The sequence below is a fragment of the Nonomuraea maritima genome, from assembly GCF_900100395.1.
Classification (GTDB): Bacteria; Actinomycetota; Actinomycetes; order Streptosporangiales; family Streptosporangiaceae; genus Nonomuraea; species Nonomuraea maritima.
The window spans coordinates 21,236-47,514 of record NZ_FNFB01000036.1; the positions used below are offsets into that span (position 1 = coordinate 21,236).

The following is a 26,279-nucleotide window of genomic DNA, read 5'->3' on the forward strand; positions in this document are numbered from 1 at the left end:
TATCGCGACAGGATAGGGATTTGTGAGCTCCTACGACGACGACACCCTGCCCCTGCAGCCCCCCGTCCGGCTGCCCGACGAGGCCACGCTGGCGGCGGCCGTGCGCGCCGCCCCGCTCGCCGCCGAGCTGAAGCCGGAGGGCGACGACGCCGCCGTGCTGGCCGCGTGGGCCGGCCACTGCCGCGAGCGCCTCGCCGCCGACGGAGGGCTGCTGCTCGGGCTGATCCGGATGTACCTGTCGCGGGAGCCGCTCGCGGGCGACGTCCCTGAGCCGCTGACGGGCCTCGGCCTCGTACGGCAGGAGGAGCCGCACTCGCTCAGCTGGCTCGGCCTGTGGGCGGCGCGGCTGGTGATCGCCGCGACGACGGGCCAGGAGATCCCCGTCATGGGCGGCCTCGCGGAGGCCGACGCGGCGACCCTGCTGCACGGGCTGCGCTCCTACCCGCGCGGCGAGCGCGACGAGGAGCTCGCGGGGTGGCTCAAGAACCGCGAGCGGGCCGCGGCGGCGTTCGAGATCGCCTCGGTGCTCGGCCAGGTGAGCCCGCTCAGCCGCGCGGTCGGCGTGGAGCTGCTGTCGTCGAGCCTGGGCGACGAGGGGCGGCTCGCGCTGTCGGGGCTGCTGGAGGAGCCGAGGCTGGGCGCCGTGATCGCGGCCAGGACCGGACGGGACGAACGCAGGACCGCCCCGGAGGAACTCGCCTGGGTGCTGGTGGACATGACGGCGGCACTGCTGGAGTTCGGCGGCGAGACCGGCGAGGTGATCGAGTCGGTCGCCCTCGGGATGGACGCCGAGGAGCAGGCGGGGACGATCGCCATCCTCGCGTTCGGCGAGCACCCGTGGACGGGCCGGGTGCTGCGCGTCTTCATCGACCACCATCCGGACGCCCGGGTCGTCGCCGCCGCACGCAAGGCGCTGCGCCGGCTGCACGGCCTCGCGGAACTGCGCGCCTGACCCGGCGGTAGAGTCGGACGGTGACCAAGCACGCGATCTCCCCGCAGGCCGGCATCCTGGACGACACCTACGCGTGCGACTGCGGGGCCGTGCTGGCCGGGCGGATGACGGCCGAGGTGCACGCCGCCGAGAACGGCCTGTGCTCGGCCTGTTTCGGCTCGACCGTGGAGTATCCCGTGCCGGGTCTGCGGCGGCCGTGCACGTCCTGCGCCGGTACGGGGCGGCGGCGTGAGCAGGTCGCCTGGCAACTCGCGCACGCCGAGGCCGAACACATGATCACGATGGCCGTGGTGCGCGGGGTCGTCGACCGCTACGACGGGCCGTTCCGCCTGTCGGAGATCGCCGACGCGGTGCGCGACGGGCTGGGCCTGCCGCCGGGACGGTTGCCGGTGGGTCCGCGCGTACGCGATCTGTTGCTGGAGCTGCAGGCCGTGGGCGAGATCACCATGCTGTCGGCGCCCGACGAGATGATCGGCACCGACATGGTGCTCTACCGCGACCCGCAGTGGCAACGCGCCCGCTCCCTCGGCTTCTGACCACCGAACCACCTGCGGCGAAGCATTCACGATCCGACCACCAGGCCGGGTAGACGAGGGATCACGCGCCACGGGGTGACCACCCGATCCACCGCTGTGAGGCGGCCGGTTCGCGGGGTCAGGTGGCGCGGCAGAGGATCTCGCCGTGCAGGAGGGAGAACCAGCCGTCGTCGGCGGCGGCCCACTCCAGCCAGCCCTCCGAGATGCGCCGCAGGTCGGCCTCGGTGGCGGCGCCGGTCGCCACGGCCTGCCTGCCCATGGCCGAGTGCAGGATGCGGTCGGCCCACATGCCGCCCCACCAGGCCCGGTCGTCCGGGGTGGCGTAGCACCAGGTGGACGAGGTGGCGGTCACGTCCGTGAAGCCGGCTTCGCGGGCCCACGACAGCAGGCGGCGTCCAGCGTCGGGCTCGCCGCCGTTGCCGCGCGCGATCCGCTGGTAGAGCGCCATCCACTCGTCCAGCGCGGGCGGGCGCGGGTACCAGGCGAAGGCCGCGTAGTCACTGTCGCGGGCCGCCACGAGGCCTCCTGGCCTGGTCACCCGGCCCATCTCCCGCAACGCCAGGACGGGATCGCCGACGTGCTGGAGCACCTGGTGGGCGTGGACGACGTCGAAGGCGTCGTCAGGGAAGTGCAGCGCGTGGACGTCGGCGACGGCGAAGTCGGCGTTGGCCGTCGCGCGCGCGGTGAGTTCGGCCCTGGCCAGGCCGAGGGCCTCCTCGCTCACCTCGGTCGCCGTCACGTGGCCGACCCTGGCGGCCAGGTCGGCGGTGATCGTGGCGGGGCCGCTGCCGACGTCGAGCAGTCTCATGTGCGGTTCGAGGTGCGGGAGCAGGTACGCGGCCGAGTTCTCGGCGGTGCGCCACCGGTGCGAGCGCAGCACGGACTCGTGGTGGCCGTGCGTGTAGACGGCGTCCATCGGCAATCCCCTTCCATTCTGGTTATCTCACCATATAAGAGAAAATATCTCGTTGAATGAGATTGGCCCGAAGCATCCGCCGCGCGCTCCTACACTTGTCGGCGGGCGGCGCTCGGAACAGCGCGAAGACAGAAGGGTGCAGCATGGGAGAGGTCCGGCCGATCGTGCACGTGGGTGACCCGGTGCTGCACCATCCGTGCGAACCGGTGACCCGCTTCGACGACGAGCTGGCGGCGCTGGTCGACGACATGTTCGCGAGCATGTACGCCGCCGAGGGCGTGGGCCTGGCCGCCAACCAGATCGGCGTCCCGCTGCGCGTCTTCGTCTACGACTGCCCCGACGCCACCGGCGAGCGCCACAAGGGCATCGTGGTCAACCCCGAGCTGACGCTGCCGGAGCTGGGCGAGCGGCAGCTCGACACCGGCGACGAGGGCTGCCTGTCGGTCCCCGGCCAGTACGCGCCGCTCCCCCGCCCCGACCACGCCACCGTACGCGGCCTCGACGCCGCGGGAAAGCCGGTCACGGTCGAGGGCACGGGCCTGCTGGCGCGCTGCCTGCAGCACGAGACCGACCACCTCGACGGCCACCTCTACATCGACCGCCTCCCTGCCAGGCGCCGCAAGCGCGTGCTGGCCGCGTACCAGGAGGCCATGTCCATTAAAGCGGACATTTGACCGCTATAGTGGATTAAATGGGCGGTGACATGGGCGGCAAAGGAGTACTGTCCAGCGGGCTGTCCATGGCCGAGCTGGGCGGGCGGATCCGCAGCGAGCGCCGGGCGCGCGGTCTGTCGATCGAGCGGCTCGCCGCGCTGAGCGGCATCAGCCGCAGCATGGTCTCCGACGTGGAGCGGGGGGCCAAGACGCCGACCGTGCTGGTGCTCGACCGGCTCGCGACGGCGCTCGGCACCTCCATCTCCCGGCTGCTCGACGAGCCCGCGCGCGAGGCGATCCGCGTGCTGCGGCACGGCGACCAGCGGGTGCTGCGCGACCCGGCCGGCTGGGAGCGGCGCGTGCTGTCGCCGGTGCTCGACGACGCCGAGTTCGAGTTCATGCGGACGACCATCGGGCCGGGCGTGGACGCGGGCGAGTTCGCGCCGCACGCGCCGGGATCGCGGGAGTTCCTCGCCGTCGAGTCCGGCAGCCTGCGGCTCACGCTCGACGGGACGCCGTACGCGCTGGCGACCGGCGACTCCGCCTACTACCCGGGTGACCGCCGCCACTCCTTCGCCAACGACGGCATCACCGACTGCGTCTTCTACCTGGTCATGGAGCTGGGTGGAGCCGGGCAGCACGACACATGGAAGGACACGCCCGATGCATGAGCTGCGCCTCGCCGGAGCCAAGGCGGCCGAGATCATGGCCGACCACCTCGAGGGCATCGCCGAGCGCCCGGTCTGGCAGCCGGTGCCCGGCGACGAGCTGGCCTGGCTGACCGGGCAGGACCTGCCCGCGGACGGGCGGCCACTCGACGCGCTGCTCGACGACGCGCGGGCGCACGTGCTGCCGTACCCGATGGGTAACGGGCATCCGCGCTTCTTCGGCTGGGTCAACTCGCCGCCCAACCCGGCGGGCGTCGTCATCGAGTCGCTGACCGCCGCGTTCAACCCGAGCTGCGCGGGCGGCGACCACGCCGGGCCGCACCTGGAGCGGACGGTGGTGCGCTGGCTCGCCGACCTTGTCGGCTTCCCCCACCCGCCCGGCGGCGGCCTGCTGACCAGCGGCGCGTCCATGGCGACCGTGATCTGCCTGGCCACCGCCCGCCAGCAGGCGGCGCTCGCCGACGGCTGGGACGCCCGCGAGGAGGGGCTGGCCGGCCGTCCGCCCATGGTCCTGTACGTCACCGAGGAGGGGCACAGCTGCCTGCACAAGGCGGCCCAGCTGCTCGGGATCGGGTCGCGCAACGTCCGTACGGTGCCGGTGGACGCGGCGTACCGGATGGACGTGGCCGCGCTGCGGGCCATGGTGGCCGATGACCTCGCGGCCGGGCTGCGGCCGTTCTGCGTGGCGGGCAGCGCGGGCACCGTCAACTCCGGCGCGGTCGACCCGCTGGACGAGATCGCCGACGTGGCGGCCGAGTTCGGCCTCTGGTTCCACGTCGACGGCGCCTACGGAGCGCTCGGCGTCCTGGCCGACGGCGCGGCGCCGCACTACGCGGGGATGGAGCGGGCCGACTCGCTCGCCCTCGACCCGCACAAGTGGCTCGGCGTGCCCGTGGGGTGCGGCTGCGCCCTGCTGCGCGACCCGGCGGCGGCGCGGGCGGCGTTCAGCCTCGTGCCGTCGTACCTGGTGGACGACAACGCCGGCGACCTCGGCTGGTTCTCGGAGTACGGGCCGGAGCAGACCCGCCCGTTCCGCGCGCTGAAGACCTGGGCCACCATGTCGTACCTCGGCAGGTCGGGCATCGCCCGCCTGGTGAACCACACCGCCTGGCTGGCGCGCCGGCTCGCAGAACTGGTCGAGGAGGCCGACGACTTCGAGCTGCTGTCCCCGGTCACCACCTCGATCACGGCGTTCCGCCACGCGCCGGGCGTCGCCGGGGAGGCGGCGGAACTCGACGCGCTCAACCGGGCGATCCCGGTCGCGGTGCAGCGGCGGGGCAACGCCTTCCTGACCGGCACCCGGCTGGGCGGGCGCGACGCGCTGCGGGCCTGCTTCCTGCATCCCGACACCACCGAGGACGATCTGCGCGTGCTGCTCGACGAGATCCGGCTCGCGGCCAAGCACCTCTGAGCCCCGCAATCACCGGCCGGTACGGGGCCCCGACCGGTGATGACCGTCGCAACCGGTCACGCCGAAAAGTGAGCCGCCTGTCCGCCCGGGTAGTTGAGTGCTGGTTCCAGCTATCCGGGAGGCTCTCATGGCGACAACCGTCGGAGAGGTGATGACGCGGCGCCTGGTGACCGTCGAAGGTGACCAGCCGGTGTCCGCGGCGGCGGCGCTCATGCGCGACCACGACACGGGGGCGATCATCGTCAACGACAACGGCCGCATCCTCGGCATCGTCACCGACCGCGACATCACCGTGCGGGTGGTCGCCGACGGCCGGGGCCCGGACACACCGGTACGCGAGGCGTGCAGCAGGGCGGTCGAGGCGGTCGGCCCGGACACCGGCATCGACCAGGCCGCGCGGCTCATGCGCTCGCACGCCGTACGCCGCCTGCCGGTGGTCGAGGACGGCCGCGTGATCGGCGTCGTCAGCCTCGGCGACCTCGCCCTCGAGAGCGATCCGACCTCCGCCCTCGCGGGCATCTCGGCCGCGGCGGCCACCCGGTAACGTGGCGGCGTGGTCACCGTCGAGGACGTACGGCAGTTCGCGCTCACGCTCCCGCGCACCTCGGAGCACCTCATCCACGACCGGGTGAAGTTCCGCGTCGGGCGCATCGTCTACGTGGCGTTCTCGCGCGACGAGACGCTGATGGGCTTCGGCTTCCCGAAGGAGGAGCGGGCCGCGCTGGTGGCCGCCGAGCCGGAGAAGTTCCTCCTGCCGCGCGAGTCCGACCTGCGTTACCACTGGGTCGAGGCGCGGCTCGCCGCCATCGACGCCGCCGAGATGCGCGAGCTGGTGCTCGACGCCTGGCGGATGTGCGTGCCGAAGAAAGTACGCCTTGCGTACGCGCGCTCGTTCACGTCATGAAACCGGCTGTGCCGGGCGGCGTCGCCGTGCCACGATCGGGGACATGTCCGACTGGGTCTCCTGGCACGACCACTACGACCGGCCCGGATCGCCGCTGGAGCATCGGCTGGGGGCGGTGCGCCGGTGGATCGCGGCGGCGCTCGACGACGGCGCCTCCCGGGTCGTGAGCCTGTGCGCCGGGCAGGGGCGTGACCTGCTGCCGGTGCTGGCCGCCCACCCGAGGCGGGCGCAGGTGCGGGCGCGGCTGGTGGAGCTGGACGAGCGGAACGTCGCCGAGGCCAGGCGGAACGCCCCCGAGGGGGTCGAGGTGGTGTGCGGCGACGCCGCCGCCCTGCGGGCCTACGCGGGGGCGGTGCCGGCCGACCTCGTGCTGGTGTGCGGCGTGTTCGGCAACATCTCCGACGACGACATCAGGGTTACGGTCGCCGCGCTGCCCCAATTGTGCGCGCCCGGCGCGATGGTCGTGTGGACGAGGGGCCGGCACGAGCCCGACCTGGTCCCGGTGATCAGCGGCTGGTTCGCGGCGGAGAACTTCGACCTGGTGGCCGAGGAAGGCGCGGAGTACGGCTACGGCATAGGCATCCACCGCTACACCGGCCCGCCGGTCCCCCTCGACCCGGCCGCCCACCTGTTCACCTTCGCAGACTCCGGCCCCCGCATCTGACCGTCCCCGCCGAACGCGCGCCCTGACGACGGCAGCGGGCGAGAAGGCCCTCCCGCCCCTGGGAGCGAGGCGATCCCGGGAGCGGTAGCTGACCCACGCGGCCCGCGCCGGGGTCAGCCGGTGATGTGGCGGTAGAGGGAGCGGGTGAGGGTGGTGGTGCGTTTGACGCTGGTGTTCCAGGAGGCGCCTGCCGGGTGGGCGGTGAGCAGGGCCATCACGTACCGTTCGCCCTTGCCGACGAGGCCGGAGGTGTGCAGCACCGGCCGGCCGTAGTCGGGCACGCCCGACTCGGCGGCCCGCTGGGTGATCCACGAGATGGGCGCGGCCGCGGCCCTGACGTCGCCGCCGCACCGCACCGGCGGCGTCGTGCCGAACCCCGACCAGCCCTGCTTGACCGCCCACGGCCGGGGCACGGCGTCGGGGATGCCGAAGGTCTGGTCGAAGCCGTCGGTGCCGCACGGCGTGGCCGCGCGCAGGTGACCGAGGATGGTGTCGCGCACCCGGGGCGTGGCCCGGTCGAGCAGGTAGCGGTAGGTGCGCACGATGTCGTACGCGCTCAAGGACGTGTAACCCCAGAAGCCGGGCTTGGACGCGGGCGGCGGAGTGGTGTCGGCGAGGCCCAGCTTGCGGGCCGTCCTGACGATGATCTGGCCCTTGCCGAGACGGTCCCAGAAAGCGGAGGCGGCGTCGTCGTCGCTGGAGCGCAGCATGATCCGCAGCAGCTTGGCGTCGGCGGCGGGCACGCTCGTGCGCCGTTCCAGGTAGTCGATCGCGATGAGGATCTTCACGACCGAGGCCGAGCGGAACTTGCGGTGGGCGTTCCTGGCGGCCACGAACTTCCCGGACTGCCGGTCGAAGACCACCCACGCCGCGGTGGTACCGGCCGGGACGCGGGGCGGCTGCGCCGCCGGGACCGTAGCGGCGTGAGCGGGGGCCGCGAGCGCCGCGACGAGGAGGGGCACGGCGGTCAGGGGTGTCGTTCTCACCTGCCTATACCTACCAGATCTTGTCGGGCCACTCTTGACCAGTCAACCAAAACGGGTATAAACACAGATGAAACCAACTCGAAACGGTGGTGAATCAACATCATGTACGCCGAGGAACGGCAGCAGGAGATCCTGCGGAGGGCGCGGGCCGCGGGCCGTGTCGACGTGGTGACTTTGGCCGCCGAGCTCGACGTCACCACTGAGACGATCCGCCGTGACCTGACGTCGCTGGAACGGGCGGGCGTGCTGCGCCGCGTGCACGGGGGCGCGATCCCCGTCGAACGGCTCGGCTTCGAGCCCGCGCTGGCCGCCCGCGACTCCGTGATGACGGCGGAGAAGGAGCGCATCGCCAAGGCCGCCCTGGCGGAGCTGCCCGAGGACGGGTCGGTGATCATCGACGCGGGCACCACGACGGGCCGCCTGGTCCAGGTGCTGCCCGCCGACCGGGAACTGACCGTCGTGGTCAACTCGCCGCCGCTGGCCACGGCCCTGGCCGCGCGCGCCAACCTGAACGTGATCATGCTGGGCGGCCGCGTGCGCGGCAACACCCTGGCCACGGTGGACGACTGGGCGCTGCGCCCGCTGGCCTCACTCAACGTGGACGTCGCGTTCATGGCGACCAACGGCTGCTCGCCGGACCGGGGCCTGACCACCCCGGACCCGGCCGAGGCGGCCGTCAAGCGGGCCATGGTCCGCGCGGCGCAGCGCAGCGTGCTGCTGGCCGACCACACGAAGTTCGGCAACACGTACCTGGCCACGTTCGCCGAGCTGGGTGAGATCGACGTGGTGATCTCCGACACCGGGCTCGACCAGGGCCTGTCCGCCGCCGTGGCGGCGGCGGGGCCGGAGGTGATCCGCGCGTGATCCTGACCCTGACCCTGAACCCGAGCCTCGACCGCACCATCGAGATCACCGCGCTCGACCGCGGCGCGGTGATCCGCGCCGCGACCGCCCACCTCGACCCGGGCGGCAAGGGCGTCAACGTCTCGCGCGCGCTGCTCGCCAACGCGGTGGCCTCGCGGGCCGTGGTGCCGTACGGCGGCGACGAGGGCAGGCAGCTCGTCGCCCTGCTGTCCGCCGAGGGCCTCGACATGGTGACGGTTCCGGTGCGCGGCCGTACGCGGTCCAACGTGACGCTCGCCGAACCGGACGGCACCATCACGAAGATCAACGAACCGGGGACGGCCCTGTCGCCCGGCGAGCTCGACACGATCGCCGAGACCGTCCTGTCCGCCGCCCACGAGGCGGACTGGGTGGTCGCCTCAGGAAGCCTGCCGCCCGAGGTCCCGCAGGACGTCTACGCGCTGCTGTGCCGCCGGTTCGCGGAGGCGGGCATCCACATGGCGGTCGACTCCAGCGGCCCCGCGCTCGAATGCGCGCTCGGCGCCGCGCCCGCGCTGGTCAAGCCCAACCTGGAGGAGCTGTCGGCGGCCACCGGCCTGGCGATCCGCCGTCTCGGCGACGTCGCCGACGCGGCGGGCGCGCTGCGCAAGGCGGGCGCTCGGGCGGTGCTGGCCAGCCTCGGCGCCGACGGAGCCGTCCTCCTCGAGGAGGACGGCATCTGGTACGGCGAGGCGCCGGTGACCGAGCCGCGCAGCTCCGTCGGCGCGGGGGACGCCATGCTGGCGGGCTTCCTCGCCGCGGGCGGACGCGGCCCCCTGGCACTGCGCCGGGGGCTCGCCTGGGGCGCCGCCGCCGTACGACTGCCGGGCAGCCGCATGCCGGGCCCGGCCGACATCGACGAAGGGCGCGTCACCGTGGGACCGCCCGACCTGTCACAACCGCTCTCCGCACCCGCCCTGCCCGCACCGGCACACCTCCCACAAGCCGGCGGCTGATCTCTGCTCATCCCCGAAGGAGCATGTCCATGGCCGACACCTACACACCTCCGGTCACCGGGACCGGGGTCAAGGCCACCATCCAGCGCATCGGCGGCCATCTGGCCGGCATGATCATGCCCAACATCGGCGCGTTCATCGCCTGGGGCCTGATCACCGCCCTGTTCATCCCGACGGGCTGGCTGCCCAACGAGACGCTCGGGAAGATGGTCGACCCGATCATCAAGGTCCTGCTGCCCGTCCTCATCGCCTACACGGGCGGCCGGATGGTCCACGGGCAGCGCGGCGCGGTCGTCGGCGCCGTCGCGGTGATGGGCGTCGTCGTCGGCACGGACGCGCCCATGTTCCTCGGCGCGATGATCATCGGCCCGCTCACCGCTCTGATCCTGAAATATGTGGACATGTTCACCGAAGAGCGGACCAAGGCCGGCTTCGAGATGCTGGTCGACAACTTCTCCGCCGGCATCGTCGGCGGCGCCATGGCCGTGGTCGGCATGCTCGGCATCGGCCCGATCGTGGAGACCGTCACCACGGTCGCGGGCAACGCGGTGGAGTGGCTGGTCCACAACAACCTGCTGCCGGTGGCGTCCGTGCTCATCGAGCCGGCCAAGGTGCTGTTCCTGAACAACGCCATCAACCACGGCGTGCTGAGCCCGCTGGGCGTGGCCGAGTCGGCCGAGCACGGCAAGTCGATCCTGTTCATGCTGGAGTCGAACCCCGGCCCCGGCCTCGGGCTGCTGCTGGCGTACCTGCTGTTCGGGCCGCGTACGCTGCGGCCGAGCACGCCCGCCGCGATGATCATTCACTTCTTCGGCGGCATCCACGAGATCTACTTCCCGTACGTGCTCATGAAGCCCCGCCTCATCCTCGCGGTCATCGCGGGCGGCGCCGCAGGCGTGTTCACCTTCATCGTGACCGGGGCCGGCCTGGTGGCCACCCCGTCACCGGGCAGTATCTTCGCCTACATCGCGGTTACACCGAAGGGCGGCTGGCTCGCTTCCGGACTGGGCATCCTCGTGGCGACGGGCGTCTCGTTCGTCGTCGCCGCGATCCTGCTCGGCTTCGGCCGGGGCGAGAAGGCCCCCGCGGAACCCGAGACCGCGCCCAGGACGGACAGCGCGACCGACAGCGCGACCGACAGCACCGCAGAGAACGTCACCGACAACGCAACCAGCGCAGGACCGACGACTACCGCACCCGCCACCAGGGAGGCCTGAGCCATGGCCGGCATCGACAGCAAGGACATCCGCAAGATCATCGTGGCCTGCGACGCGGGCATGGGCAGCAGCGTGATGCTCGCCTCCCAGCTCAAGAAGCAGCTCAAGAACACGGGAGTCACCGTCGAGCACACCCCGGTCGACTCGATCCCGGCGGACGCCGACATCGTGGTGTGCCACTCGGGCCTCGCGGCCAGGGCCCGCGCCGCCGCCCCTGACAAGCCGCTGGTGCCGTTCCAGATCTTCCTGGGCGACCCGGCGGTGACCAAGCTGGTCGACGCCATCAAGAACGGCGGCACGGTCGATGCGTGACGACCTGCTCGACCCGCGCGCCGTGCTGCTGCACGAGAGCGCCGCCGACCGCGACGCCGCCGTCCGCCGCTGCGGCCGGGCCCTCGTCGAGATCGGCGCGGTCGCGGAGTCGTACGTCGAGGCCATGCTCGAGCGCGAACGGACGATCTCGACGTACGTCGGGGAGGGCGTCGCCATCCCGCACGGCACCGCCGCCGCCAAGGAGGACGTCGAGCGCGACGCGATCTGCGTGGTGCGCTTCCCCGGCGGCGTCGACTGGGACGGCGAGCAGGTCACCCTGTGCGTCGGCATCGCCGCCAAGGGGAACGGACACATCCCGTTGCTCGCGGAGTTGGCCGAGATCCTGCTCGACCCCGACCGCGCGAGGACGCTGCGCGAGGCCACCGAGGTCTCGCAGATATTGAAGGAGCTCACATGAAGGTCGCCAGATTCCACGCCCCGGGCGACATCCGCATAGAGGACGCCCCCGAGCCCGTCGCGGGCCCGGGTGAGCTGAAGATCAGGGTGCGCAACTGCTCGACGTGCGGCACCGACGCCAAGATCTACAAGCATGGCCACCACCACATCGTGCCGCCGCGCGTGATGGGCCACGAGATCGCCGGCGAGGTCGTCGACACGGGGGCGCGGGTCCAGGTGATCGCCGCGATCCCGTGCGGGACGTGCGCCGAGTGCCGGCGCGGCCGGCAGACCATCTGCCCGAACCAGGAGTCGATGGGCTACCACTACGACGGCGGCTTCGCCGAGTACATGATCGTCCCGGCGAAGGTGCTGGCGGTGAACGGCGTCAACGCCATCCCGGACGGCGTCGGCTTCGCCGAGGCGTCGGTGGCCGAGCCGCTCGCGTGCGTGCTGAACGGCCAGTCGCTGGCCGGCGTCGGCGCCGGGGACGACGTGGTGGTCATGGGCGCGGGCCCGATCGGCTGCCTGCACGTCCGCCTGGCGCGGGCGCGCGGCGCGGCCCGGGTGTTCCTGGTGGACGTCAACGCCGAGCGCCTGGCGATGGCCGCCGAGCTGGTCCGTCCCGACGCGGCGATCGACTCCGACCCGGTCGAGCAGGTGCTGAAGCTCACCGGCGGGCGGGGCGCCGACGTGGTGATCACGGCGGCGGCCTCGGGCGCGGCCCAGGAGCAGGCGGTGCGGATGGCGGCCCGCCAGGGACGCGTCAGCTTCTTCGGCGGCCTGCCGAAGGACAACCCGATCATCTCGCTCGACTCCAACCTCGTGCACTACCGCGAGCTGACCATCGTCGGCGCGAACGGCTCCAGCCCGGCGCACAACGCCGAGGCGCTGCGGCTGGTGGCGGAGGGGGCCGTGACGGTGTCCGACCTCATCACGCACCGGCTGGCGCTGCCGCAGGTGCTCGACGGCATCGACCTCGTCAGCCGGGGCGCCGCCATCAAGGTCACGATCGAGCCGTGAGGAGGCCCTGACATGGCACGACGTACGGTGGCCGTGGCCTCGGCCAGCGGTCTGCACGCCCGTCCCGCCAAGCTGTTCGTGCAGGCGGCGATGGGCGTCCCGGCGGCGGTGACGATCCGGGCGGGCGACAAGGCCGTACCGGCGAAGAGCATGCTGGGGGTGCTGTCGCTGGGCGCGGTCCACGGCACGGAGGTCACGCTGGAGGCCGACGGCCCCGGCGCGGAGGAGTCCCTCGACACGCTCGCCGCCCTGCTGGCCCGCGACCTCGACGCCGAGGATTCCTCCCATGCCTGACACGCCGCAGCGGCTGGCGGGGCTCGGGGTCAGCCAGGGGCGGGCGGCCGGGCCGGTGGTCCGGATGGCGGGGCCGCCGTCGCTGCCCGCGCCGCGGCCCGTCGCCGATCGTGACGCGGAGGCGGCCTCCGTCGCCCGCGCCCTGGAAGCCGTGGCCGCCGACCTGACCAAACGGGCCGGGGCGGCGGACGGCGAGGCGGCGGAGATCCTGGAGGCGCTCGCCATGATCGCCGACGATCCGATGCTGCGCGAGGACGCCGAGAAGCGTGCCCGCGACGGCCTCGACGCCGCCCACGCCCTGGACGCGGCCTTCGCCGGGCACCGCGACGCCCTGGCCGGGCTCGGCGGGTACCTCGCCGAGCGGGCCGCCGACCTCGACGACCTGCGGCACCGGGCGGTGGCGCACGCGCTCGACCTGCCCATGCCGGGGCTGCCCGCGCCCGGTCATCCGTACGTGCTGGTGGCCGAGGACCTCTCCCCCGCCGACACCGCGGGCCTCGGCCCTGACGTGCTCGCGCTGGTCACCGAGCGGGGCGGCCCGACGAGCCACACGGCGATCCTCGCGCGCGGCCGGGGCCTGCCCGCCGTCGTCGCCTGCGCGGGCGTCACCGGCGTCCCCGACGGCACGGTCGTCGCCGTGGACGGCGTCACCGGCGAGATCTCCGTCGGGATCACGGCCGAGGAGGCCGAGCGGATCGTGGCGCTCGACCGCGCCGAACGCGCCCGCCTGGCCGCGAGCGAGGGGCCGGGCAGGACGGCCGACGGGCATCCGGTGAAGCTCTTGCTCAACATCGGTTCGGCCGCCGACCTGGTGCCGGGCGCGGAGGGCGTGGGGCTGTTCCGCACGGAGTTCCTGTTCCTCGACCGCAAGCAGCCGCCGTCGTTCGAGGAGCAGGTGGCCGCGTACGCGGAGGTGCTGGCCCGTTCTCCGGACGTCATCGTGCGCACCCTCGACGCCGGCACCGACAAGCCGCTGCCGTTCCTCGGCCTGCCGGACGAGCCCAACCCGGCGCTCGGCCTGCGCGGGCTGCGGGTCGACCGGGTGGTGGACGGCGTCCTCGACACCCAGCTGGAGGCGATCGCCAGGGCGGCCGAGTCGACGGGCACGCAGGCGTGGGTGATGGCGCCGATGGTCACCACGGTCGAGGAGGCGTCCGAGTTCGCGCGGCGGGCCCGCGCGAAGGGCATCGCCAGGGTCGGCCTGATGATCGAGGTGCCGGCGGCGGCGCTGCGGGCCCGGTTGCTGCTGCGGGAGGTCGACTTCCTCAGCATCGGCACGAACGACCTGGCCCAGTACACCTTCGCCGCCGACCGCCAGCACCCGGCCCTGGCCGACCTGCTGGACCCGCGCCAGCCCGCGCTGCTCCAGCTGATCGCGATGTGCGCCGAGGCGGGCGCGGAGGCGGGCAAGCCGGTGGGGGTGTGCGGCGAGGCGGCCGGCGATCCGCGGCTCGCGCCGCTGCTGGTGGGCCTGGGCGTGACGAGCCTGTCGATGGCGCCGGTGAGCGTCCCCGCCGTACGCGAGGAGCTGGCCGGGGTCACCCTGGAGGAGTGCCGCGCCCGCGCCCGCGCGGCGCTGGCCTGACCTTACGGCTACGGCCAGTACTGGTTCGACCGCTGGGCGGCGGCCACCACGGCCGATCCGTCCAGCGGGACGAACGTGAGCTCGATGCCGCCGATGGGCCACTCCACGGCGAGCTCGAAGGTCTCCTCGGGCGGCAGCGGCCACAGCCACAGCGTGCCGGCGGTGACGTGAACGCTCTCGCTCGCGCGGAAGGCTCCCGCGTGCGGCAGCCAGCTCAACCGCGGCCCCTGCGGCTCCTGCCCGGGGATCGGGGGCGGGCCGACGGTGGTCGCCTTGACGCCGCCGGGGTAGCGTACGCCGAACCGCAGCAGCCGGTCGGGCAGCCGGTCGCCGCCGCGCGAGACGAGGGGGGCGACCGGGAGGGTCGACAGGTGCAGTTCCCAGGCCGTCTCGGGCGCGAGCTCGCCCTGCCTGACCAGGACCTCCACGCTGATCGCGCAGCCGGTGCTGAACGCGCGCGCGTACGGCACGGCGACGGCCACGGTGGGGCTGCGGGCCGCCATGAGCCCGAGGCCGAGCACCGCGCCCGTCTCGTCGGCGGGCGGGGCGAACCACTGCGGCGGTCCCGGCCGGGCGGACGGCGTCGTCAGGGCCTCCCCTGCGGGCGGCGGCTCGAAGAACATGTCCTCATCGTCATCGCGCCGGCCGCCCGCGGACAGGCCCAATCGCCGGTCAGGTGGCCGGTTCCGGGTTACGGGCCCGCAGGGTGAGTGCGTCGTCCTGGACGTCCACCGTCACCGTGCCGCCCTCGTGCACCTCGCCGGTCAGCAGCATCGTGGACAGGCGGTTGTCCAGTTCGCGCTGGACGGTGCGGCGCAGCGGGCGGGCGCCGAACTCCGGCTGGTGGCCGCGCCCCGCCAGCCAGTCCTTGGCGGCGTCGGTGACCTCCAGGGTCACGTCCTGGCCGCGCAGCCGCTGCCGGGTGTGCTCCAGCAGCAGGTCCACGATCTGGCGCAGCTGGTCGGCTTCGAGACGCTTGAAGATGATCGTCTCGTCGATCCGGTTCAGCAGCTCGGGGCGGATGGAGTGCCGGAGCAGGTCCATGAGCTGCGCGTGCAGCCGCGGCGAGTCCTCGGGCGCGTCGAGGATGAGCTGGGCGCCGATGTTGCTGGTCATGATGACGATGGTGTTGGTGAAGTCGACGGTACGCCCCTGGGCGTCGGTGAGGCGGCCGTCGTCGAGCATCTGCAGCAGGATGTTCATGACGTCGGGGTGCGCCTTCTCGATCTCGTCGAGGAGCACCACGGTGTGCGGGCGGCGGCGCACGGCCTCGGTGAGCTGGCCCGCCTCCTCGTAGCCGACGTAGCCGGGAGGGGCGCCGACGAGGCGCGAGACGGTGTGGCGCTCCTGGTACTCGCTCATGTCGAGGCGCACCATGTGGTCCTCGCCCCCGAACAGGGCGGCGGCGAGCGAGCGGGCCAGTTCCGTCTTGCCGACGCCGGTCGGGCCGAGGAACAGGAAGCTGCCGATCGGGCGGTTCGGGTCGGACAGTCCGGCCCTGGCCCTGCGTACGGCCTCGGCGACCGCGTCGACCGCCTCGTCCTGTCCGACCACCCGCTCGTGCAGGCGCTCCTCGAGCCGCATGAGCCGCTCGCGCTCCTGCTGGGTGAGCTGGGTGACCGGGATGCCGGTGCGGCGGGAGACGACCTCGGCGATGTCGTCCACCATGACCTGCGGGACGGTCTCGTCGCCGCGACGGGCCCGCTCCAGCTCGGGACGGACCTTGCCGATCTCCGTGGTCAGCTCTTTGGCCCGGTCGAAGTCGTCGGCGGCGATCGCCTGGTCCTTGTCGCGGCGCAGCGACTCCAGGCGTTCCTCCAGCTCGCGGATGTCGACGCCGGGCGTGCGCGACCGGAGCCTGACCCGCGCGGCGGCCTGGTCCATGAGGTCGATGGCCTTGTCGGGCAGGAACCGGTCGGAGATGTAGCGGGCCGACAGGCGGGCGGCGGCGTCCAGGGCCTCGTCGGTGATGCGGACCTGGTGGTGGGCCTCGTAGGTGTCGCGCAGCCCGGCGAGGATCTGGATGGTCTCGTCGACCGTGGGCTCGGCGACCAGGATCGGCTGGAACCGGCGTTCCAGCGCGGCGTCCTTCTCGATGTTCTTGCGGTACTCGTCGATGGTGGTGGCGGCGATGACGTGCAGCTCGCCGCGGGCGAGCGCGGGTTTGAGGATGTTGGCGGCGTCCATGCCGCCCTCGGCGGCGCCCGCGCCGACGAGGTTGTGCACCTCGTCGATGAAGACGATGATCTCGTCGGCGTGGGCGCGCACCTCGTCGACGACCTTCTTGACGCGTTCCTCGAACTCGCCCCGGTACTTGGTGCCGGCGACCATCCCGGTCAGGTCGAGCGCGACGACCCGGCGGTCCTTCAGCAGGTCGGGTACGGCGCCGTTGACGATCCGCTGGGCGATGCCCTCGACGATGGCGGTCTTGCCGACGCCGGGCTCGCCGATGAGGCACGGGTTGTTCTTGGTCCGGCGGGACAGCACCTCGATGGCCTGCTCGATCTCGTCCTCGCGGCCGACGACGGGGTCGATCGCGCCCTTGCGGGCCTCCTCGGTGAGGTCGCGGCCGTACTCGTCGAGCGCGGGCGTCGGACTGTGGCGCGGCTCGTGGCCGTTGCCGGCCGGACGGGACAGCAGTGCCTGCTGCAGCTCGTTGGCCGAGACCCCCTGCTCCTGCAGGAGCCGGGCGGCGGCGGAGTCGGGGTTGGCGGCGATCGCGAGCAGCAGGTGCTCGGGTCCGATGTAGGACGACTGCAGCAGCCGTGACAGCCGCTGGGCGTCCAGGATGGCGCGCTTGGCCGCCGGGGTGAGGGTCGTGGGCGGTTCCGCGGCGGGTCCTGCGCCGCTCAGGTCGTTGACGCGGTCGCGCAGCCTGCCCAGGTCGACGCCGGCGGCGCGCAGGATCGCCTGCGTGGAGTCCTCGTCGAGCAGCGCGCCGAGCAGGTCGAGCACGTCGAGGTCGGCGGCGCCGCGCCGCCCGGCCGCCTCCAGCGCCCGGTGCAGCACCTCGCGGGCGGAGGCGCTCAGCAGCCTGCCGACGTCGACGCGCTGCACACCGGGACGGATCGGCGGCCAGCCCTCGGCGCCGCCGAAGATCCGTCCCGTGAGCTCCTCGAACCCACGGAACGGGTCCACCCCGAAGAGCGATCCGAACGGCACATCCGACATTTCATGCCCCTCTCCTCTTTAGGGGGACACCTAGCCGTCATGCCGGACGTCATAGCCATCGATCGGCAAAGTTCAGGGACGGCGGCGCAGGCTCGCCTCGGCCAGCTCGGGCGGCACCCAGCCGGCGTCGGCGGGGTTGACGGTGACGCCCGGCGGGACGATCTCGTCGATCCGGTCGAGCACGTCGTCGCTCAGGCGCACCTCGTCGGCGCCGAGCTGGCCCTCGAGGTGCTCCATGGTGCGCGGGCCGATGATCGCCGAGGTCACCGCGCGGTGCCGCAGCGTGAACGCCAGCGCGAGCTGGATCAGCGTGAGCCCGGCCTCCTCGGCCAGCAGGGCGAACTGCTCGACGGCGTCGAGCTTGCGCTGGTTGCTCTCCAGCGCCATGTCGTAGCGCTGCGGGAGCCGCTGGGCGCGGCGCGTCCGCGGCAGCTCGCGGCCCTTGCGGAAGCGTCCGGTCAGCCAGCCGCCGGCGAGCGGGCTCCACACGATGGCGCCCATGCCGTACTTCTCTGTCACGGGCAGCAGGCCGGCCTCGATGCCGCGGACCAGCAGCGAGTACGGCGGCTGCTCGCACACGAACCGCTCCCGCGAGCGCCGCTCGGCCGCCCACTGCGCCTCCACCACCTGGTGCGCCGGGAACGTGGAGCTGCCGATGTAGCGCACCTTGCCCTGGCGGACGAGGTCGGTCAGCGCGCCGAGGGTCTCGTCGATGTCGGTGTCCGGGTCGGGACGGTGGATCTGGTAGAGGTCGATCCAGTCGGTGCCGAGGCGGCGCAGGCTGTTCTCGACGGCCTGGAAGATCCAGCGGCGGGAGTTGCCCCGCTCGTTCGGGCCCTCGCCCATGACGCCGTGACACTTGGTGGCCAGCACCACCTGGTCGCGCTTGCCCGACTTGGCGAGGGCGCGCCCGACGTACTCCTCCGACTGGCCGGCGGCGTAGACGTCGGCCGTGTCGATGAAGTTGATGCCGGAGTCGAGCGCCCGATCGATGATCCGGGCGGATGCGTCGAAGTCGGGCTCGCCCCAGCCGCCGAACATCATCGCGCCGAGGCAGAGCGGGCTGACCTTGAGGCCTGTACGTCCGAGTACGCGGTAGTCAGTCACGCTCATCACCTTCTCGCAAAGAGCTCACCGATGGGAGTGTCACCGGCGACGAGTTCGAACGTGGCTCTCACGGCGGCGGGCTCGGCGAGCAGGGCCACGATGACGGCGGCCACGTCGTCGCGCGGCACCGGGCCTGGAGGCACCTCGGGCGCGAGCCGTACCAGGCCGGTGCCTGGCTCGTCGGTCAGCCGGCCGGGGCGCAGGATCGTCCAGTCGAGGTCGCGGCGGCGCAGGTCGTCCTCGGCGGCGGTCTTGGCCCGGATGTAGGCCGCCCACACCTCGTCGCGACCGGGCTCGACCGGCTTCCCCGCGCCCATCGAGGAGATCTGGACGAAGCGGCGCACGCCCGCGCGCTCGGCCGCGTCGGCGAGCAGCACGGACGCGCCGCGGTCGACGGTGTCCTTGCGGAGCGCGCCGCTGCCGGGGCCCGCGCCCGCCGCGAACACCACGGCGTCCGCGCCCTCGACGACGCGCGCGACCTCCTCGACACCCGCCCGTTCCAGGTCGCACAGCACGGCCTCGGCTCCGGCGGCCTCGACGCCGGAGACGTGGGCCGGGTTCCGCACCAGCCCCACAGCGCCGCCCCGCAGCCTGGCCGCCAGCCGGAGTGCGATCTTCCCGTGGCCCCCCGCGATGACGATTCGCATGTCGGCCATGGTGTCATGGACGCATGGAGGACTTCCCGCAGGCCCCGGTGCCGGCGTTCCTGTTCGACCTCGACGGCACCCTGATCGACAGCGTCTACCAGCACGTGGTGGCCTGGCGGCAGGCGTTGTCGGGGATGGGGATCGACCTGTCGGTGTGGCGCATCCACCGGCGCATCGGCATGAGCGGGGGGCTGTTCGTCAACGCCCTGCTGCGCGAGACCGGGCTGAAGCTCACCCGAGAGGAGATCGACGAGCTGCAGGGCACGCACGCCGCCGCGTACGAGGAGCAGGCCCGCTCCGTCAGGCCGCTGCCCGGCGCGGTCGAGCTGCTGGCCGAGCTGACCTCGCGCGGCGTCCCGTGGGCCATCGCCACCAGCGGTTACGCCCGTACGGCCCGCCTGGCCCTCGGCATGCTGGGGCTGCCGGAGGACACCCCGCTGGTCACCCGCGACCTCGTGCGGCGGGCCAAGCCCGATCCCGACCTGTTCCTCGCGGGCGCGGCGCTGGTACGGGTCGATCCGCGGCACGCCATGGTGGTCGGCGACAGCGTCTGGGACCTGCTCGCCGCGCGCCGGGCCGGCGCGCTCGGCATCGGCCTGCTGTCCGGCGGGTACGGCCGTGAGGAGCTCGAACGAGCGGGCGCCTTCCGCGTCTACGACGATCCGGCCGACATGCTCGACCGGCTCGATGAGCTGGGCGTACGGCAGAGCGACTGAGCGACAGGGCGGGAATATCCCCTCGAACTCCGTGGCTAACCCATCCGTATTGCCCATAGAGGAGCTGACATGGAATTGGCAGACATCGGCGTCACCGGACTCGCGACCATGGGGCGCAACCTCGCCCGTAACCTGGCGCGGCACGGATACGCGGTGGCCGTCCACAACCGTTCGTACGGCCGCACCGAGCAACTGGTGAAGGAGTTCGGCGACGAGGGCACGTTCGTGCCGTCCGAGGACCTCGCCGCGTTCGTGGCCTCGCTCAAGCGACCGCGACGGGCGATCATCATGGTGAAGGCCGGGGCGGGCACCGACGCGGTGATCGACCAGCTCGCCGAGCTGATGGAACCGGGCGACATGATCGTCGACGGCGGCAACGCGCACTTCGCCGACACCCGGCGGCGCGAGGCGGCGCTGCGCGCGAAGGGCCTGCACTTCGTCGGCACCGGCATCTCCGGCGGCGAAGAGGGCGCGCTCAACGGCCCGAGCATCATGCCGGGCGGGTCGAAGGAGTCGTGGGAGGCGCTCGGCCCGATCCTGCAGAGCATCGCGGCCCAGGTCGACGGCGTTCCGTGCGCCGTGCACGTCGGCCCCGACGGCGCCGGCCACTTCGTGAAGATGGTGCACAACGGCATCGAGTACTCCGACATGCAGCTCATCGCGGAGTCCTACGACCTGCTGCGCCAGGCTCTCGAAGCGACGCCGGCCGAACTGGCCGAGGTGTTCCGCGAGTGGAACCGCGGCGAGCTCGACTCCTACCTCATCGAGATCACCGCCGAGGTGCTCGACCAGGTGGACGCCGAGACCGGCAAGCCGTTCGTGGACGTCGTGGTCGACCAGGCCGAGCAGAAGGGCACCGGCCGCTGGACCGTGCAGAGCGCGCTCGACCTGGGCGTGCCGGTGACCGGCATCGCCGAGGCGACGTTCGCGCGGGCGCTGTCGGGCCACCCCGAGCAGCGGGCCGCCGCGGCCTCGCTGGCCGGGCCGAAGCTGTCCGGCACGGGCGCGCGCGAGCTCGTCGAGGACGTCCGGCAGGCCCTGTACGCGTCCAAGATCGTCGCGTACGCGCAGGGGTTCGACCAGATGGCGGCGGCCGCCAAGGAGTACGGCTGGGACCTCGACCTCGGGGCGATGGCCACGATCTGGCGCGGCGGGTGCATCATCCGCGCCAAGTTCCTCGACCGGATCAGGGCCGCGTACGACGCGAACCCTGAGCTGCCGACGCTGCTGGCCGACCCGACCTTCGCCGCGGCGCTGGAGACGGCGCAGGAGTCGTGGCGGCGCGTGGTGACCACGGCGGTGCAGATCGGCGTGCCCACGCCCGGCTTCTCCTCGGCGCTGGCCTACTACGACGGGCTGCGCCGCGACCGCCTGCCGGCCGCGCTGGTGCAGGGTCTGCGCGACTACTTCGGCGCGCACACCTACCTGCGGGTCGACAAGGAGGGTGCCTTCCACACCGACTGGTCGGGCGACCGCGCCGAGCGCCCGGCCTGATTTGAGGTCTCGCCCACGCGCGCGGCGCGTCGCGTACGCGCCGCGCGGTCAGCGGGTGCGGCCCATGGCGGGGTTGGCGACGGCCGTCACGACGCAGAAGCCGATCGGACCGGTCGCGTCGTGCATCGTGACCTGGCCGGTCGCCACGCCCTGCGCGCTCGCGTGGCCGGTGGCCTCCAGGCCGACGTGCTCGCCCTCGGGCAGCCGGGCGAGCGTGAGCGTGTAGTCGGCGTTGATGAAACGCAGGCCGTCCGACTGCGCGTTGCTGAGCGGGCTCGCGAAGTCGGCGGCCAGCGCGGCGCGGACGAACGGGCTCACCGGCTCGTCGTCCACCAGCGGGTACTTCTCGCGCGTCCACACCCGGCCGGGGCCCGGCAGGCCCCATCCGGACAGCTGCCACAGGTCGAACGGCGGCGTCCAGCCACCCCGCCGGGCCTCGGGAGCCGGGCCGGATGGCGGCTGCTCGTCCCAGGCCGGTGTGGCCGCCCCTCGCTCGCCGTCGGGCTGCTGGCCGTGGCGCAGCAGCACCGCACTCCCGCGGGCGATGACGCCCTGGGCGGTCGAGACGACGGCGTCGGCGACGCGGATCCGGCGGCCGTCCCTGACCAGGGTGGTCTCCACGGTGACCGGAAGCATCGGGCTGTTGCGGAACAGGTCGACGGTCAGCCGGGCGAACTGCAGGCCGGGCTCTCCGTGGGCCTGCTCCAGGGCGCGCGCGGCGAGCCCGCCGAGCAGGCGGCCGTGCAGCATGTCGGGTGACCAGGGGCTCCTGGCGTGCGGCTCGGGGACGAGCTCGTCCCCCTTCTGCGTGAAGAACGCTGATGTCGTCGACACAGAATGAGATTCTATTACGGCGCCATGGCGGGACGACCTGATCGGGTGGATCCGGCGGGTTCGTCCCCTTAAGCTCGCCCCCATGCGTGATCAACGTGAGGACCCCAGGCCCGCCCGCGGCGCGGTGCAGGAGATCCGTTCCGTGGACGGGGCCGCGACCCTGGCCTACTCCCCCGACCTCGACGGCCTGGCCGACCCCGGCGAGATCGTCTGGGCGTGGGTGCCGTACGAGGAAGACCCGTCGCGCGGCAAGGACCGGCCGTTGCTGGTCGTCGGCCGCGCCGGGCGGCGACTGCTCGGCGTCATGCTCTCCAGCAAGGGCGGCGACGGCCAGGAATGGCTGGAGCTCGGCGCGTGGGGCCACGACGGCCGCGCCTCGCACGTCCGGCTCGACCGGGTGTTCGTGCTGGACGAGGACGGCATCCGGCGCGAGGGCGCGGTGCTCGACGTCGAACGCTTCGCCCGGGTCGCGGCCCGGCTCATGAAGACGTACGGCTGGAAGGCCCGCTAGCGCGGGAGGACGGCGGCGAGCTCAGGGATGCGCGCCCGGTAGCCGTCGAGCAGGCGGCGGGCCGTCGACACCGAGTCCACCAGGGGGTGCAGCGCGAACGCCTCCACCGCCAACCGCTCCGAGCCCGTGAGCGCGGCCTCGATGACCGTCTGCTCCACCGCCTTGACCTGCTGCATCAGGCCGAGGAACCGGCCCGGCAGCGGGGCGGCGGCCAGCGGCCTGACGCCCGAGCCGTCCACCGCGCACGGGATCTCCACGACCGCCTCGGCGGGCAGCCCGGGCACGGCCGTGCCGTTGCGCACGTTGAGGATCATGGTGGACGGCTCCCCGCGCGCGATGGCGGCCATGAGGGCGAGCGCGATGCCCTCGTACCCGCCCGCCTCCAGGTCGGTGGTGTCCCGGTCGCCGGCGTGCGCGGTGTCGCGGGCCTCGGCCATGTACGTCTCGTCCCGCTCCCTGCGCGCCCGCCGCCACACGGCGGGCGCCTCACCGGGCCTGGCGCGCACGTCGGCGTAGAAGCGGTCCTGCTGCTCCAGCAGCGCCTCCCCGCGGGTGCGTCCCGACAGCGCGGCCACGGCCTCGCGGGTGAAGTAGTAGTAGTACAGGTACTCGTTCGGCAGCGCCCCGAGCCCGCGCACCCAGTCGGGGCCGAGCAGCCGGGCCTCCTCGACGCGGGCGAGCGCCGCGTCGTCGGCCAGCAGCCCCGGCAGCACGTCACGCCCCTCGTACGTCAGCCCGACCAGCCAGCCGAGGTGGTTGAGCCCCACGTAGCCGGGCGACACCCGCGCCGGGTCGAGCCCGAGCGCGGCGGCGGCCCGGCGGACGAGGCCGATCGGCGAGTCACAGATGCCGATCACCCGGTCGCCGAGGACGCGCCGCATGGCCTCGGTGACCATTCCGGCGGGGTTGGTGAAGTTGATCACCCAGGCGTCCGGGGCGACGGCCGCCACCCGCTCGGCCAGCCGCACGGCGACCGGCACGGTGCGCAGTCCGTAGGCGATGCCCCCGGGGCCGGTGGTCTCCTGGCCTACCAGGCCGAGGTCCAGCGCCACGCGCTCGTCGGCGATGCGCCCGGCCGGCCCGCCCACCCGGACGGCGGAGAAGACGAACGCGGCGCCGCGCAGCGCGTCGTCGAGGTCGGTCGTGACCCGCACCGCGGGCGGGTCGTCGAACCCGGCGGCCATGCCGCGCAGCACGTGGGAGACGGCCTCCAGCCGCTCGGGCGACACGTCGTGCAGGACCACCTCCTCCACGCGCGGCTTGGCGGTATCGCCCAAGGTGTCGCCCAAGGTGTCGCGCAGCAGCGCGCCGTACACGAGCGGGACCCGGAAGCCTCCGCCGCCGACAACGGCCAGTCTCATCGTCGCCCTTTCAGGTCAGCAGCACCTCGGCGCCCGCCGCCGCGCAGGCGCGCAGCGTCGGCTCGTCGGCGCCCTCGTTCGTGACGACGACGTCGACGTCCTCGGGGCCGCACACGCGCAGCGCCCCGGTGCCGGGGAACTTGTGCCGGTCGGCCAGCAGCACCACCTGCCGGGCCGCCGAGATCATGGAACGTTTCAACGGGACCTCGGCGATGGTGGTGTCCACGAGCTGCCCGTCGGGACGTACGCCGCTGGCCCCGAGGAACAGGCGGTCGGCGACCACCTGGCAGAGCGCCGCCTCGGTGAGCACCCCCACCAGCGAGTGGTACGGCCGCCGCAGCATGCCGCCGAGCAGCAGCAGCTCGACCACAGGATCGGAGCGCAGCACGTCGAGGACGGCGAGGCTGGAGGTGACGACGATGACGCGGCGGCCGCGCAGTCGCCGGGCCAGGCACATGGTGGTGGTGCCGATGTCGAGCAGCACCACGTCGCCGTCGCGGACGAGCTCCGCGGCGCGCGTGGCGACCGCTTCCTTGTCCTGCTCGTCGGTGGCCGCCACGTCGGCGAAGGGACGTTCGGCGTCGGCGTCGGCGCAGGGCAGCGCGCCGCCCCTGACGCGCCGCAGCGTGCCGTCGCGGTCGAGCACCTCGAGGTCCCTGCGGATGGTGGACGGGCTCACGCCGAGCTGGGTGGCGAGATCACGGACACTGGTGGCGCCCGAGGTGCGGACGCGACGTGTGATCTCGGCATGCCTCAGGCGCTGGAGCACGCACGGATTGTATCAACCATATTTGCGCATAAGTAAGCACCTTGCTCCATATCGTCGCTCGAAACACTTGCAGTGCCCGCACAAACATGCAAGATTGCGCACATCTCGATGTGTCGAGGAGGTCCCGTTCCCGTGTCTGCTCAGGCATACGACCCACTAGCCGGCCGGCGGACCCCGGATGGGCCCCAATTCGACGTCTTCCTCGCCGGCACCGTGTTCCTGGACATCATCTTCACGGGCCTGCCCGCCATGCCCGCCGCGGGCACCGAGATCTGGGCCGAGGGCATGGGCTCGTGCCCCGGCGGCATCGCCAACCTCGCCATCGCCACCAGCCGGCTGGGGCTGCGCACGTCGCTGGCGGCGGCGTTCGGCGACGACGACTACGGCGACTTCTGCTGGCGCACGCTGGAGGAGCAGGAGTCGATCGAGCTGTCGCGCTCGCGGCGCTTCGAGCACTGGCACTCGCCGGTGACCGTCTCGATGGCGGTCGAGCGCGACCGCAGCATGGTGACGCACGGCCACCCGCCGCCCATGCCGATGTCGGAGATGATCGGCGCGCCGCCGCGTTCGCGCGCGGTGATCGTCTCGCTCTCGCCGGACGAGCCCCTCGGCGCACCCGGCGGCTCCCCCGGCTGGGCCGACCTGGCGCACCGCGACGGCGCACTCATCTTCGCCGACGTGGGCTGGGACCCGTCGGGCGCGTGGCCGCGCTCGCTGCTCGACCAGCTCTCCGTCTGTCACGCCTTCATGCCGAACGCGACCGAGGCCATGGCGTACACGGGCGCCGACACCCCTCGCGACGCCCTGTACGCGATCGCCGACAAGGTGCCGCTCGCCGTGGTGACCGACGGGGCCAACGGCGCGATGGCGATCGACGCGACGAGCGGCGAGGAGGCGTTCGTGCCCGCGCCGCGGGTGACCGCACTCGACCCCACCGGCGCGGGCGACGTCTTCGGCGCGGCCTTCGTGCTCGGCACGCTGTGCGGGTGGCCGCTGGACGACCGGCTGGCGTTCGCCGGCGTGTGCGCGGCGCTCGCGGTGCAGCAGTTCGGCGGCTCGCTCGCCGCCCCCGGATGGGGTGACATCGCCGACTGGTGGCACGACGTGCGCGAGTCGGCGGCGCACGGCGGCGCGTACACCAGCTCGCTGCTGCGCCGCTACGCCTTCCTCGACCGGCTGGTGCCGACGGTGCCGGTCGGGGCGGTGCGCCGCGCGGCCGCGACGATCGCCCGCTACGCCGACGTCGGCATGGGCCCCCCGGTTCCGGGGAAACAGCCGGAGTGACCCCGCCCTGCCCGTACGCCGCCACCCCCC

Annotated in this window: 29 protein-coding genes; 20 read left to right on the plus strand and 9 right to left on the minus strand. The window is 73.1% G+C overall.

What is annotated here, in order from left to right:
• Positions 1–22 precede the first annotated feature (22 nt).
• Together BLR04_RS34770 and BLR04_RS34775 are read left to right on the plus strand one after the other, a co-directional pair.
• The gene (locus tag BLR04_RS34770; protein WP_090773398.1) at positions 23–952 is read left to right on the plus strand and encodes a hypothetical protein; all 930 of its coding nucleotides are present in this window, start codon (positions 23–25) and stop codon (positions 950–952) included.
• Positions 953–972: 20 nt separating this feature from the next.
• Complete coding sequence (locus tag BLR04_RS34775) at positions 973–1,488, plus strand: hypothetical protein (protein WP_090773400.1); 516 nt, start codon at positions 973–975, stop codon at positions 1,486–1,488.
• Positions 1,489–1,606: 118 nt separating this feature from the next.
• On the opposite strand, the gene BLR04_RS34780 is transcribed toward BLR04_RS34775, so the two are convergent.
• On the minus strand, positions 1,607–2,404 hold the full coding sequence (locus BLR04_RS34780) for a class I SAM-dependent methyltransferase (protein ID WP_090773402.1): 798 nt from the start codon (positions 2,402–2,404) through the stop codon (positions 1,607–1,609).
• A gap of 143 nt (positions 2,405–2,547) precedes the next feature.
• On the opposite strand from BLR04_RS34780, the gene def reads away from it, so the two are divergent.
• The 6 genes from def (at position 2,548) to BLR04_RS34810 (ending at position 6,704) form a co-directional block, all read left to right on the plus strand.
• Positions 2,548–3,078, plus strand: coding sequence for a peptide deformylase (gene def / locus BLR04_RS34785; protein ID WP_218129282.1), 531 nt, complete (start codon positions 2,548–2,550; stop codon positions 3,076–3,078).
• A 17-nt stretch (positions 3,079–3,095) separates the two neighbouring features.
• A complete protein-coding gene (locus tag BLR04_RS34790; RefSeq protein ID WP_245740864.1) occupies positions 3,096–3,728 on the plus strand; it encodes a helix-turn-helix domain-containing protein in 633 nt (210 codons plus the stop codon).
• Entirely contained in the window at positions 3,721–5,136 is a 1,416-nt protein-coding gene (locus tag BLR04_RS34795) for a pyridoxal phosphate-dependent decarboxylase family protein (protein WP_090773408.1), read from the plus strand. The genes BLR04_RS34790 and BLR04_RS34795 overlap by 8 nt, the downstream gene beginning before the upstream one ends.
• A 127-nt stretch (positions 5,137–5,263) precedes the next feature.
• The gene (locus tag BLR04_RS34800; protein ID WP_090773410.1) at positions 5,264–5,680 is read left to right on the plus strand and encodes a CBS domain-containing protein; all 417 of its coding nucleotides are present in this window, start codon (positions 5,264–5,266) and stop codon (positions 5,678–5,680) included.
• A gap of 9 nt (positions 5,681–5,689) precedes the next feature.
• Positions 5,690–6,040, plus strand: a complete 351-nt coding sequence (locus BLR04_RS34805; RefSeq protein ID WP_090773412.1) for an MmcQ/YjbR family DNA-binding protein — start codon at positions 5,690–5,692, stop codon at positions 6,038–6,040.
• A 43-nt stretch (positions 6,041–6,083) separates the two neighbouring features.
• The gene (locus BLR04_RS34810; protein ID WP_090773415.1) at positions 6,084–6,704 is read left to right on the plus strand and encodes a class I SAM-dependent methyltransferase; all 621 of its coding nucleotides are present in this window, start codon (positions 6,084–6,086) and stop codon (positions 6,702–6,704) included.
• Between the two features lie 113 nt (positions 6,705–6,817).
• Here the strand turns inward: BLR04_RS34810 and BLR04_RS34815 are convergent, their stop codons facing one another.
• Complete coding sequence (locus BLR04_RS34815; protein ID WP_090773417.1) at positions 6,818–7,690, minus strand: D-alanyl-D-alanine carboxypeptidase family protein; 873 nt, start codon at positions 7,688–7,690, stop codon at positions 6,818–6,820.
• Between the two features lie 102 nt (positions 7,691–7,792).
• On the opposite strand from BLR04_RS34815, the gene BLR04_RS34820 reads away from it, so the two are divergent.
• The 8 genes from BLR04_RS34820 to ptsP are packed head-to-tail and all read left to right on the plus strand — an operon-like array spanning position 7,793 to position 14,355.
• Positions 7,793–8,554, plus strand: coding sequence for a DeoR/GlpR family DNA-binding transcription regulator (locus BLR04_RS34820; RefSeq protein ID WP_090773419.1), 762 nt, complete (start codon positions 7,793–7,795; stop codon positions 8,552–8,554).
• On the plus strand, positions 8,551–9,528 hold the full coding sequence (gene pfkB, locus BLR04_RS34825; RefSeq protein ID WP_090773421.1) for a 1-phosphofructokinase: 978 nt from the start codon (positions 8,551–8,553) through the stop codon (positions 9,526–9,528). Before BLR04_RS34820 ends, pfkB begins: the two co-directional genes overlap by 4 nt.
• A 29-nt stretch (positions 9,529–9,557) precedes the next feature.
• On the plus strand, positions 9,558–10,745 hold the full coding sequence (gene mtlA, locus BLR04_RS34830; RefSeq protein WP_090773423.1) for a mannitol-specific PTS transporter subunit IIC: 1,188 nt from the start codon (positions 9,558–9,560) through the stop codon (positions 10,743–10,745).
• A gap of 3 nt (positions 10,746–10,748) precedes the next feature.
• On the plus strand, positions 10,749–11,057 hold the full coding sequence (locus BLR04_RS34835; protein ID WP_090773425.1) for a PTS sugar transporter subunit IIBC family protein: 309 nt from the start codon (positions 10,749–10,751) through the stop codon (positions 11,055–11,057).
• Positions 11,050–11,475, plus strand: coding sequence for a PTS mannitol transporter subunit IIA (locus BLR04_RS34840; protein ID WP_090773427.1), 426 nt, complete (start codon positions 11,050–11,052; stop codon positions 11,473–11,475). Before BLR04_RS34835 ends, BLR04_RS34840 begins: the two co-directional genes overlap by 8 nt.
• Positions 11,472–12,476: a zinc-dependent dehydrogenase gene (locus BLR04_RS34845; RefSeq protein ID WP_090773429.1), complete on the plus strand. Its 1,005-nt coding sequence runs from the start codon at positions 11,472–11,474 to the stop codon at positions 12,474–12,476. Before BLR04_RS34840 ends, BLR04_RS34845 begins: the two co-directional genes overlap by 4 nt.
• Before the next feature lie 12 nt (positions 12,477–12,488).
• The gene (locus BLR04_RS34850; protein ID WP_090773431.1) at positions 12,489–12,770 is read left to right on the plus strand and encodes an HPr family phosphocarrier protein; all 282 of its coding nucleotides are present in this window, start codon (positions 12,489–12,491) and stop codon (positions 12,768–12,770) included.
• Positions 12,763–14,355 carry a phosphoenolpyruvate--protein phosphotransferase gene (ptsP, locus tag BLR04_RS34855; protein WP_090773433.1) on the plus strand — a complete coding sequence of 531 codons (1,593 nt, stop codon included), beginning with the start codon at positions 12,763–12,765 and terminating at the stop codon, positions 14,353–14,355. Before BLR04_RS34850 ends, ptsP begins: the two co-directional genes overlap by 8 nt.
• Before the next feature lie 8 nt (positions 14,356–14,363).
• Here ptsP and BLR04_RS34860 read toward each other — a convergent pair whose 3' ends face one another.
• From BLR04_RS34860 to BLR04_RS34875, 4 genes are all read right to left on the minus strand, one after another.
• On the minus strand, positions 14,364–14,978 hold the full coding sequence (locus tag BLR04_RS34860; protein ID WP_143022349.1) for a hypothetical protein: 615 nt from the start codon (positions 14,976–14,978) through the stop codon (positions 14,364–14,366).
• 49 nt (positions 14,979–15,027) lie between these two features.
• Positions 15,028–17,526 carry an ATP-dependent Clp protease ATP-binding subunit gene (locus BLR04_RS34865; protein WP_090773437.1) on the minus strand — a complete coding sequence of 833 codons (2,499 nt, stop codon included), beginning with the start codon at positions 17,524–17,526 and terminating at the stop codon, positions 15,028–15,030.
• Positions 17,527–17,598: 72 nt separating this feature from the next.
• Positions 17,599–18,633, minus strand: coding sequence for an aldo/keto reductase (locus BLR04_RS34870; RefSeq protein WP_245740865.1), 1,035 nt, complete (start codon positions 18,631–18,633; stop codon positions 17,599–17,601).
• A 5-nt stretch (positions 18,634–18,638) separates the two neighbouring features.
• Positions 18,639–19,280 carry an SDR family oxidoreductase gene (locus BLR04_RS34875; protein WP_090773473.1) on the minus strand — a complete coding sequence of 214 codons (642 nt, stop codon included), beginning with the start codon at positions 19,278–19,280 and terminating at the stop codon, positions 18,639–18,641.
• 23 nt (positions 19,281–19,303) lie between these two features.
• On the opposite strand from BLR04_RS34875, the gene BLR04_RS34880 reads away from it, so the two are divergent.
• Positions 19,304–19,996: an HAD family hydrolase gene (locus tag BLR04_RS34880; protein ID WP_090773441.1), complete on the plus strand. Its 693-nt coding sequence runs from the start codon at positions 19,304–19,306 to the stop codon at positions 19,994–19,996.
• Positions 19,997–20,065: 69 nt separating this feature from the next.
• Complete coding sequence (gndA, locus tag BLR04_RS34885) at positions 20,066–21,490, plus strand: NADP-dependent phosphogluconate dehydrogenase (RefSeq protein WP_090773443.1); 1,425 nt, start codon at positions 20,066–20,068, stop codon at positions 21,488–21,490.
• Between the two features lie 48 nt (positions 21,491–21,538).
• Here the strand turns inward: gndA and BLR04_RS34890 are convergent, their stop codons facing one another.
• Positions 21,539–22,324 carry a thioesterase family protein gene (locus tag BLR04_RS34890; protein ID WP_218129283.1) on the minus strand — a complete coding sequence of 262 codons (786 nt, stop codon included), beginning with the start codon at positions 22,322–22,324 and terminating at the stop codon, positions 21,539–21,541.
• 82 nt (positions 22,325–22,406) lie between these two features.
• On the opposite strand from BLR04_RS34890, the gene BLR04_RS34895 reads away from it, so the two are divergent.
• Positions 22,407–22,835 carry a type II toxin-antitoxin system PemK/MazF family toxin gene (locus BLR04_RS34895; RefSeq protein WP_090773447.1) on the plus strand — a complete coding sequence of 143 codons (429 nt, stop codon included), beginning with the start codon at positions 22,407–22,409 and terminating at the stop codon, positions 22,833–22,835.
• Here BLR04_RS34895 and BLR04_RS34900 read toward each other — a convergent pair.
• Both BLR04_RS34900 and BLR04_RS34905 read right to left on the minus strand, forming a co-directional pair.
• The gene (locus BLR04_RS34900; RefSeq protein ID WP_090773449.1) at positions 22,832–24,196 is read right to left on the minus strand and encodes a 6-phospho-beta-glucosidase; all 1,365 of its coding nucleotides are present in this window, start codon (positions 24,194–24,196) and stop codon (positions 22,832–22,834) included. The genes BLR04_RS34895 and BLR04_RS34900 overlap by 4 nt on opposite strands.
• Positions 24,197–24,206: 10 nt before the next feature.
• Entirely contained in the window at positions 24,207–24,965 is a 759-nt protein-coding gene (locus tag BLR04_RS34905) for a DeoR/GlpR family DNA-binding transcription regulator (RefSeq protein WP_090773451.1), read from the minus strand.
• A gap of 132 nt (positions 24,966–25,097) precedes the next feature.
• Between BLR04_RS34905 and BLR04_RS34910 the strand changes: the two genes are divergently transcribed.
• Positions 25,098–26,249, plus strand: a complete 1,152-nt coding sequence (locus BLR04_RS34910; protein WP_090773452.1) for a PfkB family carbohydrate kinase — start codon at positions 25,098–25,100, stop codon at positions 26,247–26,249.
• The last annotated feature ends 30 nt before the right edge of the window (positions 26,250–26,279 follow it).